At 72.0% G+C, this 15,802-nt stretch carries 16 protein-coding genes and 1 pseudogene; 10 read left to right on the forward strand and 7 right to left on the reverse strand.

All coding sequences use genetic code 11. The annotated features are described in order from the left end of the window. Positions 1-120 (forward strand): annotated as a pseudogene (locus H1A17_RS35495) (VOC family protein); the annotation flags it as partial. Positions 121-839: 719 nt separating this feature from the next. On the opposite strand, the gene H1A17_RS05190 reads toward H1A17_RS35495, so the two are convergent. Then, positions 840-1,784, reverse strand: a complete 945-nt coding sequence (locus H1A17_RS05190; protein WP_194821205.1) for an SDR family oxidoreductase — start codon at positions 1,782-1,784, stop codon at positions 840-842. 191 nt (positions 1,785-1,975) lie between these two features. On the opposite strand from H1A17_RS05190, the gene H1A17_RS05195 reads away from it, so the two are divergent. Then, positions 1,976-2,815, forward strand: a complete 840-nt coding sequence (locus H1A17_RS05195) for a helix-turn-helix transcriptional regulator (RefSeq protein ID WP_145919230.1) — start codon at positions 1,976-1,978, stop codon at positions 2,813-2,815. Between the two features lie 87 nt (positions 2,816-2,902). Here H1A17_RS05195 and H1A17_RS05200 read toward each other — a convergent pair whose 3' ends face one another. Continuing rightward, on the reverse strand, positions 2,903-3,559 hold the full coding sequence (locus H1A17_RS05200; RefSeq protein ID WP_205789435.1) for a TetR/AcrR family transcriptional regulator: 657 nt from the start codon (positions 3,557-3,559) through the stop codon (positions 2,903-2,905). A gap of 58 nt (positions 3,560-3,617) precedes the next feature. On the opposite strand from H1A17_RS05200, the gene H1A17_RS05205 reads away from it, so the two are divergent. Beyond that, positions 3,618-4,448, forward strand: coding sequence for an SDR family NAD(P)-dependent oxidoreductase (locus H1A17_RS05205; protein WP_145919232.1), 831 nt, complete (start codon positions 3,618-3,620; stop codon positions 4,446-4,448). A gap of 56 nt (positions 4,449-4,504) precedes the next feature. Then, positions 4,505-4,828: a nuclear transport factor 2 family protein gene (locus tag H1A17_RS05210; protein ID WP_194821206.1), complete on the forward strand. Its 324-nt coding sequence runs from the start codon at positions 4,505-4,507 to the stop codon at positions 4,826-4,828. Positions 4,829-4,987: 159 nt separating this feature from the next. Here the strand turns inward: H1A17_RS05210 and H1A17_RS05215 are convergent, their stop codons facing one another. Both H1A17_RS05215 and H1A17_RS05220 read right to left on the reverse strand, forming a co-directional pair. After that, positions 4,988-5,260 (reverse strand): acyl carrier protein, encoded by a 273-nt coding sequence (locus H1A17_RS05215; protein ID WP_145919234.1) that lies wholly within the window; start codon positions 5,258-5,260, stop codon positions 4,988-4,990. Then, positions 5,261-6,856, reverse strand: coding sequence for an amino acid adenylation domain-containing protein (locus H1A17_RS05220; RefSeq protein ID WP_168222447.1), 1,596 nt, complete (start codon positions 6,854-6,856; stop codon positions 5,261-5,263). Between the two features lie 539 nt (positions 6,857-7,395). Between H1A17_RS05220 and H1A17_RS05225 the strand changes: the two genes are divergently transcribed. Genes H1A17_RS05225 through H1A17_RS05245 form a run of 5 tightly spaced genes read left to right on the forward strand, consistent with a single transcriptional unit; the run spans position 7,396 to position 12,132 of the window. After that, positions 7,396-8,355 carry a hypothetical protein gene (locus H1A17_RS05225; RefSeq protein WP_194821207.1) on the forward strand — a complete coding sequence of 320 codons (960 nt, stop codon included), beginning with the start codon at positions 7,396-7,398 and terminating at the stop codon, positions 8,353-8,355. A 19-nt stretch (positions 8,356-8,374) separates the two neighbouring features. Then, complete coding sequence (locus H1A17_RS05230) at positions 8,375-8,620, forward strand: acyl carrier protein (protein ID WP_145919237.1); 246 nt, start codon at positions 8,375-8,377, stop codon at positions 8,618-8,620. A 4-nt stretch (positions 8,621-8,624) separates the two neighbouring features. Next, the gene (locus H1A17_RS05235; protein ID WP_145919238.1) at positions 8,625-10,343 is read left to right on the forward strand and encodes an AMP-binding protein; all 1,719 of its coding nucleotides are present in this window, start codon (positions 8,625-8,627) and stop codon (positions 10,341-10,343) included. Beyond that, a complete protein-coding gene (locus H1A17_RS05240; RefSeq protein ID WP_145919239.1) occupies positions 10,340-11,380 on the forward strand; it encodes a hypothetical protein in 1,041 nt (346 codons plus the stop codon). The genes H1A17_RS05235 and H1A17_RS05240 overlap by 4 nt, the downstream gene beginning before the upstream one ends. After that, a complete protein-coding gene (locus H1A17_RS05245) occupies positions 11,377-12,132 on the forward strand; it encodes a hypothetical protein (protein ID WP_145919240.1) in 756 nt (251 codons plus the stop codon). The genes H1A17_RS05240 and H1A17_RS05245 overlap by 4 nt, the downstream gene beginning before the upstream one ends. A gap of 170 nt (positions 12,133-12,302) precedes the next feature. On the opposite strand, the gene H1A17_RS05250 is transcribed toward H1A17_RS05245, so the two are convergent. Next, positions 12,303-13,337 carry an LLM class flavin-dependent oxidoreductase gene (locus H1A17_RS05250; protein WP_309236703.1) on the reverse strand — a complete coding sequence of 345 codons (1,035 nt, stop codon included), beginning with the start codon at positions 13,335-13,337 and terminating at the stop codon, positions 12,303-12,305. A 239-nt stretch (positions 13,338-13,576) separates the two neighbouring features. Next, on the reverse strand, positions 13,577-14,149 hold the full coding sequence (locus H1A17_RS05255) for a TetR/AcrR family transcriptional regulator (protein WP_145919241.1): 573 nt from the start codon (positions 14,147-14,149) through the stop codon (positions 13,577-13,579). Between H1A17_RS05255 and H1A17_RS05260 the strand changes: the two genes are divergently transcribed. After that, positions 14,148-14,999, forward strand: coding sequence for an NAD-dependent epimerase/dehydratase family protein (locus tag H1A17_RS05260; protein WP_194821208.1), 852 nt, complete (start codon positions 14,148-14,150; stop codon positions 14,997-14,999). The genes H1A17_RS05255 and H1A17_RS05260 overlap by 2 nt on opposite strands. Positions 15,000-15,182: 183 nt before the next feature. Here the strand turns inward: H1A17_RS05260 and H1A17_RS05265 are convergent, their stop codons facing one another. Next, positions 15,183-15,770 carry a TetR/AcrR family transcriptional regulator gene (locus H1A17_RS05265; protein ID WP_145919243.1) on the reverse strand — a complete coding sequence of 196 codons (588 nt, stop codon included), beginning with the start codon at positions 15,768-15,770 and terminating at the stop codon, positions 15,183-15,185. Positions 15,771-15,802 lie beyond the last annotated feature (32 nt).

Genomic DNA, 15,802 nt, shown 5'->3' on the forward strand with positions numbered 1-15,802 from the left:
CCAAAGACTGCGGCCGAGATGCTGACCCGCGCCAAGTCCGTCACGCTCACGGAAGACGAATCCGAAAGGGCAGCACCCGCGTTCGACAACGCCGCCGACCTCGCCGCAGCACTGCGGTAACTCACCATTCGAACGCCTCCGCCATCTCGGCTACGTCCGGACGCCGGGTGGCCTCGGGAGTAGTCACCGCCCGTGGCACGCGGTCGGCGGCAGATCCGGATGGCAGCTAAGTCAGGATCAACGCAGCGACACAGACGGTGTGGGCACGGTGTGGTGCCTGCGGCACGTGGTCGGCCATTTTGCATGGGCGCTATGTGCGGCGGCTGGCGGATGTGTGGTGACGAACAACCCGCCCTGTGCTCTCCATCGAACTCGCCGACCGGTAGCCGGGGGTGTTGGGGGCAGACCGCCGCGGGGGCGGGTGCGGTGTCGAAACTGATGGTGTGGCTTCGCCCTCCCCGGCCGAAGCCAGCGGGTCCGCAGTGGGCGTCGGGGATGTCCAGCCGGCGGCTGGCCCCGGCCACGTCGAACCAGTACCGCAGCTGCTGCTCGCCCCGCCGCCGCGATAGTGGACGTCGGTGATGCAGCCCCGGGTGTAGCCGAATTCCTCCAGCTCGGCGTCGTGGGGAACACCACCTGGAGGTCGGCCCGCATCCGGCTCATCAGGGTGAACTGCGCGAGAGAGCGCAGCGCTCGTGCACCGGGTATCGGAAGGCCGGCGCGGCCACGGCAACGACGGCCGACCCACGGAACCGACCCATGGTCGTCCAGAACCAGAACCAGAACCAGAACCAGAACCGGCCGCCGGACGACGGGCGGCGTTCCGGTTCCGGCCGGTGTCAGGCCGCGACGAACGCGACGCCGGTCAGCCGTTCGGAGACCTGCCAGACGCGCTGGGCCTCCCCGGTGTCGCGCAGTGTCGGGTACATCCGCTGCTCGGCGGGTGGGCCGCCGAGGTTGCCGGGCCCGCCGGGTCCGTAGAGGACGGCGGGACGGGCGTCGGGGTCGGTCGCGGCCATCAGCGCGGACAGGGCCGCGGTCTGGACGGTGCCGACCAGGATGCCGCGGGCGGACATGGCCCGGATCAGGCGGACGGCGGGAGTGTCCCGGCTGCGGCCGAGTTCGGGGCGGGCGGCCAGGAGGCTGGTGGGGGCCACCCCGGGATGGGAGAGGTTGCTGGTGATGCCCCACCGGTGGGCCCTGCTACGCCGGTCCAGCTCCAGACCGAACAGCCCGAACGCGATCTTCGACTGGCGGTAGGCGCGCATGCCGTGGTACGAGCGTTCCCAGTTGAGGTCGTCCCAGTTGATGCGACCACTGCGGGCGGCGACGCTGACCTGGGAGGTGACCCGGGCCCGGCCGGCGCTCAGCAGGGGGAGGAGCCGGGCGACCAGGGCGAAGTGGCCGAGGTGGTTGGTGCCGAACTGCACCTCGTACCCGTCGGCCGTGGTCTGCCGGGTCGGCGGCTGCATCACACCGGCGTTGTTGATCAGGAGGTGGATCGGGCGGCCCTCCGCACCCAGGGTCTCGCCCAGCGTGGCGACCGACTCCAGCGAGGACAGGTCCAGGCGGCGTAGCGAGACCTTCGCGTCCGGGTGGGCCCGCCGGATGGTGGCGATCGCGGCCTCGCCCTTGCCCGGGTTGCGGACGGGCAGGATCACCTCTGCGCCGGCTCCGGCCAGCCGGGCGGCCATGCCCAGGCCCATCCCGTCGCTCGCGCCGGTGATCACGGCCAGCTTTCCGGTCAGGTCGGGGACGCTGATGTCGACAGGTGTACGTGGCATCGGCTCTGCTTTCGCTGTCGGTGGTCCGGTCATCGGGTTACGCCATCGATCATCGGTCGGATGCGGGGCGGTAACCACGGCCTACCGATCCCACCCTCGGCGGGCCCGCGGCCGGGAAGGGGGGATCGGCGGGGCGTGGCTACGTCCCTGCCGTGGCCGGTAGAAACAAGGCGGTACCGGAGGGAGGCGTCGTGATCGATCGCAGTGGGCTGGCGGAGTTCCTCCGTAACCGGCGTGAGGCACTGCAACCGGAGGACGTCGGACTGCCCCGTGGGCAGCGCCGCCGGACGAACGGGCTACGCCGTGAGGAGGTCGCCGGGTTGTGCCACATGTCGACCGACTACTACTCCCGGCTGGAGCGGGAACGCGGCCCGCAACCGTCGCAGCGGATGCTCGCCTCGATCGCCCAGGGCCTGCACATGTCGATCGACGAGCGCGACCACCTGTTCCGCCTCGCCGGCCACCAACCGCCCCCCAGGGGTGCCTCCAACGACCACATCAGTCCCGGTCTGCTGCGGGTGCTGGACCGGCTGGACGACACCCCCGCCGAGATCGTCACCGAACTCGGCGAGACCCTGCGGCAGTCCGCCATGGGCGTCGCGCTCACCGGGGACACCACCCGCTACACCGGGCCGGCCCGCAGCGCGGGCTACCGGTGGTTCACCGACCCTGCCGTCCGTCGCTTCTACGCGCCCACCGAGCACGCCTTCCTGACCCGCATGTACGTCTCCGGGCTGCGTCAGCTGGTCACCCTCCGGGGCCCGGAGTCGCGGGCGGCGTACCTGGCCGGGCTGCTGCTGGCCGCCAGCGAGGAGTTCCGGCGGGTGTGGGACGACCACGAGATCGGGGTACGCCCGCACGAGGTCAAGCACTTCGTCCACCCCGAGGTCGGCGCGCTGGAGTTGAACTGCCAGCGGTTGGTCGACCCGGACCGGGCCCACTCGCTGATGGTCTACACCGCCGTTCCCGGCAGCGAAAGCTACGAGAAACTCCAGATGCTGTCCGTCATCGGCGCCCAGCCGCTGCGCTGAGGCACGTCCCCGCCGCGCCGACCCGCCGGGGGCGGCGTTGGACGGTCCCACACGCCGGACAGCCCGTGACACGAGGCCAGCGGCACGTCAGCGGGCCAGGCGCTCCAGCAGTTCGTCGAGCAGTCCGCGTTCGCCGGGGGTGAGGTCGCCCGGGTCGTCGTCGACCAGTGCCCGCAACGTCAACGCGGCGCTCGCGCGGGTCGCGGGGGCGTCGGCGGAGGGTGTGTGCAGGACTCCGGCCAGCGCCGCCTCACGGACGCGTCCGGACAGCCCGAGGTCCGGCTCCGTCTGGCTGATCAGGGTGAGCGTGATGCCGACGTTGGCGGCGAAGACCTGTTCGGCGGCGTCGTCCGCCGGCACCTTGAGCATGCCCCGGGTGGCTGCGGCGGTGAACCGTTCACGCAACGCGGCGTGCGCGGGAGCGGTGACGGCGCAGGCTCTTCCCGGCTCGGCGCGCCCGTAGAGCAACCCGTAGAACGACGGGTGCGCCAACCCGAACTGCACGTGCCGGTCCCAGCCCGTGCGGAGGTCGTCCAGCGGGTCGCCCGAGTTCTCGACCGCCGTGTACTGGGTGAAACCGTGGTTGGCCACGGCGTCGATCAGGCCCTGCTTGCTGCCGAAGTGGTGGTAGAGCGTCGGGGCCTGCACCCCGGCGCGGTCACACACCGCCCTCGTGGACACCGTGGCGCCGCTCTCCAGCATCTCCGCCGCGGCGAGCAGGAGACGATCCCGTGCGTTGGTCACGCTTGCTATGGTAGCCCATATAGCGCTACATTGCGTTCTATAGCGAGAGGAGAAGTCCATGCGGACCTGGTTCATCACCGGTGGGACGCCCGGAGGGTTCGGTCTGGTCTACGCCGAGGCTGCACTGGCACAGGGGGACCAGGTGGCGTTGACCGCACGTCGGCCTGCTGAGCTGCGGGAGTGGGCCGAACCGCACGGTGACCGGGTGCTGGTTCTCCAGCTCGACGTCACCGACTCCGACCAGGTGCGGACGGCGGTCGCGGCGGCAGAGGAACGGTTCGGCGGCATCGACGTGCTCGTCAACAGCGCGGGCCGTGGCTGGTACGGCTCGATCGAGGGGGCTCCCGACGAGACGATCCGCCGCACGTTCGACCTCAACCTGTTCGCCGTCGTCGAGGTGATCCGCGCGGTCCTGCCGGGTATGCGGGCCCGCGGCGACGGCTGGATCGTCAACATGTCGTCGGTGGCCGGCCTCGTCGGCGCACAGGGGTTCGGTTACTACGCGGCGGCGAAGTTCGCGATCGAAGGCCTCACCGCGACGCTGCGCCAGGAGGTCGAGCCGTTCGGGGTGCGGGTGCTCGCCGTAGCGCCGGGAGCCTTCCGTACCAGTGCCTTCTCCTACTTCCAGCACGAGCCCGTCACCGAGACCGTCGACGCCTACGTGCCGATGGTCGAGGCGGTCAAGGCGGCGTTCGTGGACGCCGACGGCAAGCAGGCGGGTGACCCTGTTCGTGGCGTGCAGGCCGTGATCAGCGCGATGAACGCACCCGTTGCACCGCACCGGATCGTGCTCGGCAACTCCGGCTACGACGCCGTCGTCGCGATGCACGAGAACGCACTCGCGGAGCTGCGCGCGAACGAGAAGCTCTCCCGCAGCGCGGACTTCTGAGCCTGTCGCCACAGCGCTGTCGGCGCGCCCTCGCACCCTAGAACCGGAGAGTGGAAATGAATGACATCACGCTGCCCACCGTCGTCGAGAACTTCATCGCCGCCACCAACTCGCACGACGCGAACGCGCTGGCCGCGGTCTTCGGCGACGGGGCCACCGTGCGCGACGACGGGAAGACCTGGACCGGCGGGACCGAGATCCGCGAGTGGATCCAGGGACACCTGATCACCCCCAGGATCGTGCTCACCCCGACCTCGTTCGCGGACGAGCGGCTGGTGGCCTCCGGGGACGGCGACTTCCCCGGCGGCCCGCTGTCCTTCTCGTTCGAGTTCGGCATCACGGACGGCCAGGTCACCGACCTCGCGATCGCCCCTGTCTGATCGTCACCGACCGGGGCGGCCCGAGGGGAGGCCGGCTCTCGATCATCGAGGGTCGGCCGCGCTGACGAGGGACGAGCGCGGCGCGGTGAAGGACCGCCCGGCGGTCCGGCGCGCGACCGGACGGGGCCGACCGCACCGGAGCCGGCTACCGCGACCGGATCACTGCGGGGCGCGCGAGGAGGAATCGCCCATCAGACCCTGGACCACGGTCCACATGTGGCCGGCACTGGAGAACAACGCTGGGTCGAGCACCTCGTCGCCGAAGTCGACACCGAACTCCTTCTCCAACTCCGTCAGGAGCGCCGTCGCCCGCAACGAGTCCAGGCCCAGGTCGACGAGCGGCTCCGCCGGGACGTCCTCGTCCGTGGAGACCGCCGCCAGGTAACGGCGCAGGATCGCCTCGAACGGCGCCGGCCAGGTGGTGGCTGACATCTAGGTCTCCGTCCTGGGCGGGGCCGCATCGGCACGGTCGAGGAACCGTCGGGTCAGCGCCGGATAGTCGATCTTGCCGTTGCTGTTCGTGTCGATCGCGTCCACCGCGAGCCATCGCGTCGGCAACATGTACGGGGGCAACGTCCGGGCCAGCTCGGACCGTACCGTCGCGTGGTCCGGCGGACGGTCGCCGGCCGCCACGTAGGCGAGGCCGATCTCGCGTCCGGCGGCCTCGGGGGAGTCCACCGCCACGACCGCCACGTCGGCGAACTCCGGCAGCCCCCGCGCCACCCGGGTGATCTCGTCCAGTTCGACCCGGTAGCCGCGGGACTTGATCTGCCGGTCACCGCGACCGTGGAAGTGGGCGAGACCCTGCTCGTCGATGTTGGCCCGGTCCCCGGTGCGGTACCAGCGGGTGGCGTCGTCACCCTCGACGGTGCCGAACACCGCCGCCGTCTCCGCCGGGCTCCGCCAGTACCCCGGGCTGAGTCCGACCCCGGCGATGTGGAGGTCACCGACCACGCCGGCCGGCACCGGCCGCCGGTGTTCGTCGAACACCCCCAGGCGCTCGCCGGGCAGCGCGGTGCCGATCGGCACCCCGGCACCCGGCGCCGGCATCGACCCGACGTCGTGGTAGCTGCTCGCGACGGTGGTCTCGGTGGGCCCGTAGAGGTTGGTGAACCGGACGTGCGGCAGGTTCGCCATCCAGTGGCGCAGACCGTCGACCGGAAAGACGTCCCCGCACCAGACCAACCGGCGGAGCTCCGGCATGTCCCGCACCACACCACGGTTGGCCATCGCCATGAGGACCGACGGCACGGACGACCACTGGGTCAGCCGCGACTCACGGATGAACCGCGCCAGCAGATCAGGTACGAGGTTGTAGTGCGCCGGGACCATGTGCAGCGACGCGCCGGCCGTCACCGCCGAGTAGATGTCGAGCACGGAGAAGTCGAACGACAGCGCCGAGTGGCAGGAGAGCCGGTCCATGCTGGTCAGTCCGAAGTGCTCCCGCGCCCAGGACGCCAGACTCAGCACGCTCTGGTGGGTGATCGGCACTCCCTTCGGCGTTCCTGTCGAACCCGAGGTGAAGAGCAGGTACGCGAGGTCGGTGGGGGCCGGTTCGGTGGCCGGTGGCGTGGCCGGTGCGGCGCAGACCTCAGCCGCCACGACGTCCTGCGGTCGAAGGGCGTCCGGTGGCGGGTCGGTGAGCCAGACCGTCACGGCCGACGGGCCGTCCCAGCACTGCCGGAGCAGGCGGTGAGTGGTGGCGTCCCCGATCAGGAACCGTGGCTCGGCCGCGGCGATCCGGGGCCGCAGCCGGGCCGGCGGACTGGCGGTGTCCAGCGGAACGTAGACGCCACGGCATTTCAGGACCGCGAAGATGGCGCAGATCGCCGCAGCGGACCGGGGGAGCAGGAGGACGACCCGGTCGCCCGGCCGGAGCCCACGGGACGCCAGGACGTGGGCGAGGCGGCTGCTCTCCCGCTCCAGGTCGCCGTAGGTCAGCACCCCGCCCTCGTCGACCACCGCCACGCTCGACGCATCACGGTCGGCCTGGTCGCGGACCAGATCGACGAGGCTTCCACGTGCCACGGCCCGTATCCCCATGTCGGGGTTCCCTTCCGAAACCTCGTAGTCAGTGCAGCCGGCGACAAATTCCTGCCTTTCTACCACACGTCCATTGCGCGAAGGGACACCGAAATTCACGGCTAAAGGTCACCAGACCCGCTGTCCAGCGCAGTTCTCCACCCAGCGTCAGGTAAACCGGGCCCAGCACGGTCGCCCACCTCGCCGGGTGCGTGGATCGGGTGGTCCGGCGCGCGGTCCGGGCAGCCCACCAGCGGCTTGTGACCCGGTCGGCGTCGGTGCACAGGGCAGTGACGAGACCTCTGGCACGCGCACCGCCCTGCCCGAAACCCTGCCTTGACACCCGGCATCCGCTCGCCGATTCTCTAGGTGATCGCACCACTTGCGGGTGTGCGGCAAACGGGGGAGGAGCCCGCAACAGGCAAATACCGTGGTCAATGTCACCCGAACCGCTGGCCGACGCCGTTTCTCCGGTCGATCCAACTTCCCGCTGCCCCCGGTGCGGCCCCGTGACGCAGGGCAGCCACGGGGAAAGGAGTCCCACGGTGACGGCCGTCCTCGACGAACAGCTCATCGACGACCGGGAGACCACTCCCGAGAGCCTGTACCTGCGCTGGGAGCGGCAGAACTGGGCCACCCAGGACCTGCCGATGACCGCCGACCGACCGGCATGGCAGGCGCTGCGACCCTTCCTCCACCAGGAACTCAGGGCCGCCCTCGTCGAACTCGCCGTCGGCGAGGTCGCCGTCGCCCGCCTGCTGACCCCCCTGGTGTACGCGGCCCCCACCCAGGCCGCCCAGTTCTACCTCTCCAGCCAGCTCGTGGACGAGAGCCGCCACAGCATCTTCTTCCTCGGCTACCTCCAGGCGGTGGAGGGATCCACCGAGCCACCCCACGCGTACGCGCGACGGTGCCGGGCGGACGCCTCCGACGCCACAGTGGAACTGTTCGACGCGTACCTGCTGGAACAGACCGAACGGGTGCGACGCGACCCGGACGACCTCGACGCCTGGTACGCCGCAGTGACCACCTACCACGTGGTGGCCGAGGGGGCGCTCGCGTTGGTCGTGCTCCGCTCGGTGGCCGAAGCGGTCCGCCGCTGCGGGCAGCTACCCGTGCTGGCCCAGGGACTCCGCAACGTGATCCGCGACGAGTCCCGGCACGTCGGCTTCGGCGTCTGGGCGATGCGCCACGCGGTGGACAACGGCCGCCGTCAGATCGTCGGCGACCAGGTCCTCGACGCCGTCCCGTACGTGGTGCACGTGCTGGTCGGACCGGAGCGGCGCAACCCGTCGGCGCTGCCGATGGTGGTCCGGGCCCGCGGCCGGCAACTGCGTGACCAGTGGGACACCGCCCGGGACGCGCTGCTGCGCCGGGTGCGCGCCACCGGCCTCGACGACGTCGACGCGCAGGTCACCGAGGTGTGGCGGACCGCCGAGGAACGGGCCGTCGTCGACTACGAGAACCGTCACGGCGTGCCACACCCGATCCGGAGCCTGAGCTGAGAAGGAAGGAGAGAGCCTGATGGCAGAGCCCATCGAGGTGATGGTCCGCCAACTGGTGGCCAGCATGGCACCCCACCCGGCCGGGGACGTCACCGACGGCCAACGACTCGTCGACGATCTGCACTTCGACTCGCTCGCGCTCATCGAACTGGCGGTCGCGTTGGAGCGGCGCTTCGACCTGCCACCGATCTCCGACGACGAGGCGATGGACGTCACCACGGTCGCCGACGTGGTGACGCTGGTCAGCCAGGCAGCCGGACGATGACACCATGAGCCTGACCGGCTGGCTCACCGAGCCGCGCACCGGCCACGGGCTACGGGTGGCCACCGACGACGCCGGTTGGACCCGGCACGACTTTCCCTCGCTCGCCGTCGCCGCCGGGAACGTGGCCGGACTGCTGCGCGCCACGGGACTGCGCCGGGGTGAGGTGGTCTCGCTCCTGCTGGCGGCACCGGAGACGTTCCTGGCCGGCTTCTTCGGAGTGCTGGCAGCCGGCGGGGTGGTCAACCCGATGCCACCACCGTCCGGGCTCGGCGCGGGCGGGGCGTACCCGAAGCAGCTGACCCACCTGATGCGGGTCGCCGGCACCCGCACCATGGTCGTCGACCCGCAGCTGGCCGGAACCGCCCGCAGCGCCGCAGCCGCCGCCGGGCTGGCGGTGACCGTGCTGACCGCCCCGGGCGCGGACCAGTCGGGCGACGGGCGGCCGGGCCGTCCCGTCACGCCTGCCGCCGACGATCCGCAGCCACCGGCCGGGGACGAGGTGGCGCTGGTCCAGTTCACCTCCGGATCGTCCGGCCACCCCCGGGCGGTGGCGATCCGCGCCGACAACCTCCTGGCCAACATCACCGCGATCCGCCGCTGGCTCGACATGGGCGCCGCCGACGTGACCGCCACCTGGCTGCCGACCTACCACGACATGGGGCTGATCGGCTGCACCCTCGCTCCGGTGCTCAACCAGAGCGACATCCTCGCCATGCGACCGGACCAGTTCATCCGCTCGCCCCGACGCTGGCTGTCCTGCTTCGGCGAGCAGGGGGCGACGCTGACCGCCGCACCCACCTTCGGCTACGCCTACGCCGCCCGGCGGATCGACCCCGACGAGCTGGCCGGGATGGACTTCAGCGACTGGCGGGCCGCGATCGTCGGCGCCGAACGGGTCAGCCGACGCACCCTGGAGTCGTTCGCGGCGCTGCTCGGCCCGCACGGGTTCCGCACCCGGGCCTTCCTCCCCGCGTACGGGCTGGCCGAGAACACCCTCGCGGCGACCGGCCTGCGCCTGGCGCCACCACCGGTGGCGCTCCGGGTCGCCGGACAGTTGCGCCCCGGCGAGCCGGTCGAGGTGATCGCCGTCGAGGAGGTCGGGACGGACCCGTCGGCCGACGACGACTGGTTGATCGGCTGCGGCGACGCCCGGGACGGCGTCGCGGTGACCGTCGTCGACGACGAGGGCGGACCGCTGCCGCCCGACGTCGTCGGGGAGATCGCACTGACCGGCCGGTCGGTGGCCGCCGGATACCACGGGCCCGACGGACCTGACGCCGCCTTCGCCGGGGGCCGGCTGCGCACCGGCGACCACGGCTTCCTCCACGACGGCCAACTGTTCGTCCTCGGCCGGGCCGGCGACAGCCTCAAGGTACGCGGACGCAACCTCTACGCGGAGGACCTGGAGGCCCGCCTCGCCGGCGTCGACGGCCTCTCCCCGGAACGGGTCGTGGTACTGGCCGGCTCCGCCGGCCGCACGCCGGAACTGCACGCGCTGATCCGGCAGCGGCCAGGTCCGTGGGCCGCGGAGGTGGCGCGGATACTCGGCCGGGAGGGCGGCCCCGGCGTACGCATCCGGGTGCTCAGCGTGCCCGCGTCCACAGTGGCGCGTACCACCAGCGGCAAACCGCGACGGCGGCCCATGTTCCGGGCCGCCATGGACGGCTCCCTCTCCGGCGAGGTGCTCTACGACTCCACCGAGCCCGGAGCGTGGCTGCCGTGAGCGCGGTCACCGCGGCGGAGACCGACCGGTGGCTCGCCGCGCTGCGCCGGGTCACCCTCGTCCCGCCGGCCCACCGCGAGGTCACCGTCGACCGGGCCGGCGCGCTGGGACTGCTGCGTTGTCCCGCCGAGACACTGGAGTTGCTGGTCGAGGCCGGGCTGCCGGTCACCGGCGAGGGCGACGAGCGGCGATTCTGCCACTACGACCTCATCAATCTGGGGCTCTACTCGGGAAGCGGGAACAGCCTCCCGGAGATCGGCTGGGAGTTCGCGTTCCGGTTCTCCCTGAAGCCCGCCGCCACCTGGACGGAACCGAGGCCCTGGCGGATGACCGCGACGCTGAGGTGCCCGGACGGCGGATGCGGCACGGACCCCGGCTGGCTGCTGCACCGACCGGTTCCGGAGCGCGGCGGTGGCGCGGCGTCCGGCTGGACCAGCGCCGCCGGACCCGTGACCGTCACCGACGACGAGGTGCGGCTCCCGGCCGCACCCGACCTCGTCGCCGTCGAACTGGACCTGGTCACCGCAGGTCGGGCGGACCGGATCGTCTCCCCCCGGTTGGCCCGGCTGTTCGCCGGCATCCGGCACGGCGGGCCGCGTTTCCAGATGCTGCCGTCCAGTTGGCAGGTCGACCCGGACGACACGCTCGCCAACGGGGTGGTCAACTGCGTCTCCGCCAGCCTGTATCTCGAACGGGAGTGCCAGGCCATGGGGTACGAGGCGTACGCCCGACGGGGTTGGCTGATCGGGATGATGGACCTCGACCACGCCTGGCTGGAGGTGCGCGACGACGACGGCCGGATCAAGGCGGTGGACCCGGTGATGGCACTACTGGCCCGGCTGCTCCCCGGCGACCGGACCGCCTTCGAGGAGTTCTGCATCGGGTCCAGCCTCAACCGGGTGTTGCCCTGCGCCTGCCGGGCGGAGGGTCCGATGGCGGTACACCACTGCGGGGGTCGGACCCGTCCGCCCACGGTGAGCACCACCATCAAACCGCGGCGGCCGGCGCGAGCGCAGGCCCAGGGACAGCTGCCGTGACCGTCGGGCCCAGGCTGTACCGGGCGGGCACCGAGGCGCGTTATCCGGCCATCACCCAGCGCGGCACCCTGAAACCGACCCACCTGGTGCAACTCCTCGACGAGGTCTCAGCCGGCTGGTGGCAGGAGATGGCCGGCCTCGACCGCTGGTCCTACTTCGAACGGCACCAGGTCCGCGCCGTGGTGCGGTACGTGCAGGCGTACACCCCGCCGGTGCGGGTGCTTCCCGGAACGCCGCTCGACGCCGAACTGGCCGTCACCCTCGGCACCGATCGGCGTGGCTGGTACGGCGGGCACGACGAGCTGACCCTCCGCGCCGTCGACGGCACCGTGGTGGCGGTGTGGACCAGCCGGTGGACCTGGTTGGACACCGGGGTCGGGGCACGACCCACACCGCGCACCGAGCCACCCCCGGGCTTCGGCGGCGAACCGCCCCTCCTGCCGGAGCTGCCGCGACGACCACGCAGCGGCGGAACCGAGACGGCCGGCTTCACGTTCAGCGACCGCGAGACGGATCTCAACGACCACGTCTTCTTCGCGTGCTACCTGGAGCGCGGCGAGAACGCGCTGGCCGACGCGGGGGTGCCGCCCGGCCGGACCGACACCAGCCGGTGCTGGTACCTGCGACCGGCCCGGGCCGGTCAGTCGATCATCCCAGCGGTCACCGAGACCGACCACGGGCACGTCGTCGAACTGCGCTTCGGCGCGGGCGGTTTCCCGGCGGCGGTCTGTGAGTACACCATCGAGCCGTGACCGATCCGGGCCGTGGCCGGCCGAACATGGATCGAGTCGGTGTCGCTCACGACCACAGATCACGGCTCACCGGAGGCGGTCCACCCTGTTCCGTGAGCCGCGCGGGGAGAATGAGACCTGCAACGCAGGCCGGACAGTGGGCTCCCTGCTCAATCTGGCCGGCCCGCCCGTCAGCGGCTGGGGTGCCACCCGAGCGCGGGGCCGAGCCGGGTCGCCATGTCGGTGAGGATCTGCGCGTAGTCGGCCGGCGTGAAGGTGAAGGGCAGGGCGAACGCAACCTCGTCGACCTCGCGGAACGCGACATCGTCGAGCAGTCGTTCGGCGATCAGCTCCGACGGGCCGACGAGATCGGGGGCGAACATCATCCGGGCCGGACCCTGGGGTGACGCCGTTCGGGGCGTGCGTTGCCGGGCGTACTCCTCGTAGCGGGCACGTTGGGTCGGGGTGGCGGTGTCGGTGGGGATGACGACGAGTCCCTGCGAGACACGAGCCCGTTCGCCGTCCGGGTGGTGGGCGCGGAACGTCCGGATGTGCGAGAGCTGGATCTCGGTGAAGTCGGTGGACTCCTCGGCCTTGACCACGCTGCTGGTGAGCAGGTTCATGCCCTGCTCGCCGGCCCAGCGGGCGGAGTGGAGGCTGCCCGCGCCGTACCACATCCGGGCGGCCAGGCCGGGGGAGTGCGGTTGCACCCGGCGGGAGAACTGTTCGAAACCCTCGAAGCCCTCGACGTCGCTGGCCGGCTCACCGCGAACGAGGTCGAGCAGCCGTCGTACCCGGGTGTAGCTGAAGTCCTCCGCGTCGGCGGTGTCCGGGTAGAGCGACCGGCGGACCCGGTCGTAGTGCATCGGTGGGCCGACGCTCACCCCGGGGTTCAGGCGCTCGCCGGAGAGGATGTCGACCGTGGCCAGGTCCTCGGCCAGCCGCAGCGGGTTCTCCCAGCCGAGCGGGATGACCGCGGTGCCGAGCTCGATGTGCCGGGTCCGCTGTGAGGCCGCCGCCAGGACGGCGATCGGTGAGGATATGCCGTACTGGAGGTGGCGGTGGCGTACCCAGGTGCTGTCGAAGCCGAGTTGCTCGCCCAACTCGATGAGCCGGAGTGTCGCCTCGTGGCCGGTGCGGGGGTCGGCCTCGTCGAACAGGCCGATGGTCAGGAAGCCGAGCTTTCGCAGTGCTGCCGACTGCTTCGACGCAGGTGTTCCACTCACCGTCCGCCTCCAAGGATGCCCACCCAGGGACCTGGAACCCTACCTGGTCGGTAGGAAAGGGTTGCGCCCGGCGGCGGCGCAACCGCAGGTTGGGCGGGTCGTCGGGTTACGGCGTGCCGGCGAAGCCGGGCATCCGGAGCGGGTCATCCACCCGGGCTGGGTGGCCGGATCCAGTCCGCGTTCTCGCCGCAGGGCCTGACGCGCAGAGCCGGCGACCGGCCCGAGATCCGCGCGCCGGCTCAGCCGAGTGTCGCGGTCGCCGCTCGCAGCTCGCTCAGGGCGGCCAGCGTGTAGCGGGCCAGCCCGTGGTCGGCGTCGGTGTCGGCCCACTCGGCGTAGCCCCGCTTGAACGCGAGCAAGCCCAGCTCCCCGGCCAGCGCGGCGGCCGCGTCGGGGACACCGCGGGCGGTCAGGGCGGCGGTCATCGCGGCGGCCATGCTCACGCTCTTGAGGGCGTCGCGCTCCTGTAGCTCGGTGCTCGCCGCGACGGCTGCCTTGAGTCGGGGTCCGATCTCGCGGTTGAGCGGGCCCATCGCGTCGGACGCCCGCTGCAGGCCGGCCGCGACCGCCTCGAGCGGGGTGGCCCCGGCCGGCGCCTCGGTGATGCCCTCGGCGAGCAGCCGGCTGAGCGTCTCCTGCCCGGCCGCCAGCAGCTCGCGCTTGTCGGGGAAGTGCCGGAAGAACGTGCTCTTGGTGACGCCGGCCCGCTCGGCGATCTGCGCGACCGTGGTGGCGTCGTAGCCCTGCTCGGCGAACAGGTCGACGGCGGCGACGATCAGCCGCTCGCGTGCTCCCGGTTCCCAACGTGCCATGTCGTCCATCATGGTCGTCGCCGAGCTGCTCGAACACGGGCACCGGGTGCTCGCGCTCACCCGCTCCGACACCTCAACCAAGGCCGCTGAGGCGGCCGGCGCCGAGACGATCCGGGGCGGCCTGGCCGACCTCGACGTCGTGCGAGCCGGCGCGGCCCGCTCCGACGGCGTGATCCACCTCGCCTTCGGCAATGACTTCAGCAGTCCCGAGTCGGTGGCCGCGGCGGTCGCCGAGGAAACCGCGGCGCTCATCGCTCTGGGCGAGGAGCTGATCGGCAGTGACCGTCCGCTCGTGACGGTTTCCGGCACGCCCTGGGTGGCCGGCCGGCTCTCGACCGAGGGCGACCCGCTGCCGCTCGAGGGCCCGGTCGGGGGCCGCGGGCGTACCGTAAATTCGATCTTGGCGTTGGCTGCTCGGGGTGTCCGCAGCTCGTCGGTCCGGCTGCCCCGCACGGTGCACAACCACGGCGAGGGCGGCTTCGCCGGGCTGCTCACCCAGATTGCCCGGCAGTCCGGCGTCTCCGGCTACCCGGGCGACGGCACCCAGCGCTGGCCGGCCGTGCACGCGGTCGACGCTGCCGTGCTGTTCCGGCTCGCCCTGGAGAACGCACCGGCAGGCACCGCCTGGCACGCGGTGGACGACGAGGGCGACGCGGTGCGGGACATCGCCGAGGTCATCGGGCGGCGACTCGGCCTGCCGGTGCGGCAGGTGCCCGAGGAGACGTTCGGCCCACTCGGCGAGATCTTCGCCGCCGACCAGCCGTCGTCGAGCGCACACACCCGGGCGACCCTCGGCTGGACGCCGACCCACCCGAAGCTGCTCGCCGACCTGGAGAACCTCCAGCCCTGACCGGTTGCCCTCCACCCGCGGCGCCGACGCCGGCTGCCCCTGGCCGGGCCGGCGCTGCTGGTGCCGGCTGGCCCGGCACTGACCACTCACCTGCTCGTCTGGCCCGCCCTGCCGACGCTTCCCGGCCACGCCGACGCGATCGTGCAGCCGGTGTCCCGGGCCGTCGAGTCCGCCGCCCGCCGGTCAGGTGTGCCGGCTCGTGGCGGCGACCATGTCGACGAGGGTGTCGGTGAGGTCTTCGGCGCAGACGCCTCCCCACTTCGGGTCGGCCAGCTGGCCACTGGCCTCCAGACCGGCGATCCCGTTCGCGCTGCTGATGAGCAGGGCCGCGTACCGGCGGGCGTCCTGCTCGCCCACCAGTTCGGCGACGACGGCCAGGAACTCGGTCTGGCTCCGCTGGGCGGCCCGGGCGAGTGCGGTGGGATCGCCGGGCGGGTTGCTGAACATGAGCTGGTAGAGGTGTGGCTGAACGCGGCCGACGTCGATGAGCGCGAGGAGACCGCCGCGGATCTTCTCGGCGGCGGACAGGCCCGGGTCGGCGCGGAGGGCCTGCATGCGGTCGCCGAGCGTGTCCCACGCCCGGGTCCCGACGGCGATCAGCAGGCTCTCCTTGTCGGGGAAGTGCCGGTAGGGCGCTCCGCGGGTCACTCCCGCGCGTGCTCCCACCGCGCGCAGCGTCACCGCGTCGAGGCCACCGGAATCGAGCAGCTCAGCGGCCGATTCGAGCAGCGCGCGGCGGGTGGCGGCGGCTGATTCGGCGCGGCTGGTCACGCGGACGATGCTAGTCCGCTGGTGACGACCAG

Origin of the sequence: Micromonospora sp. S-DT3-3-22 (genome assembly GCF_015354745.1) — a bacterium.
Lineage (GTDB): Bacteria > Actinomycetota > Actinomycetes > Mycobacteriales > Micromonosporaceae > Micromonospora > Micromonospora wenchangensis.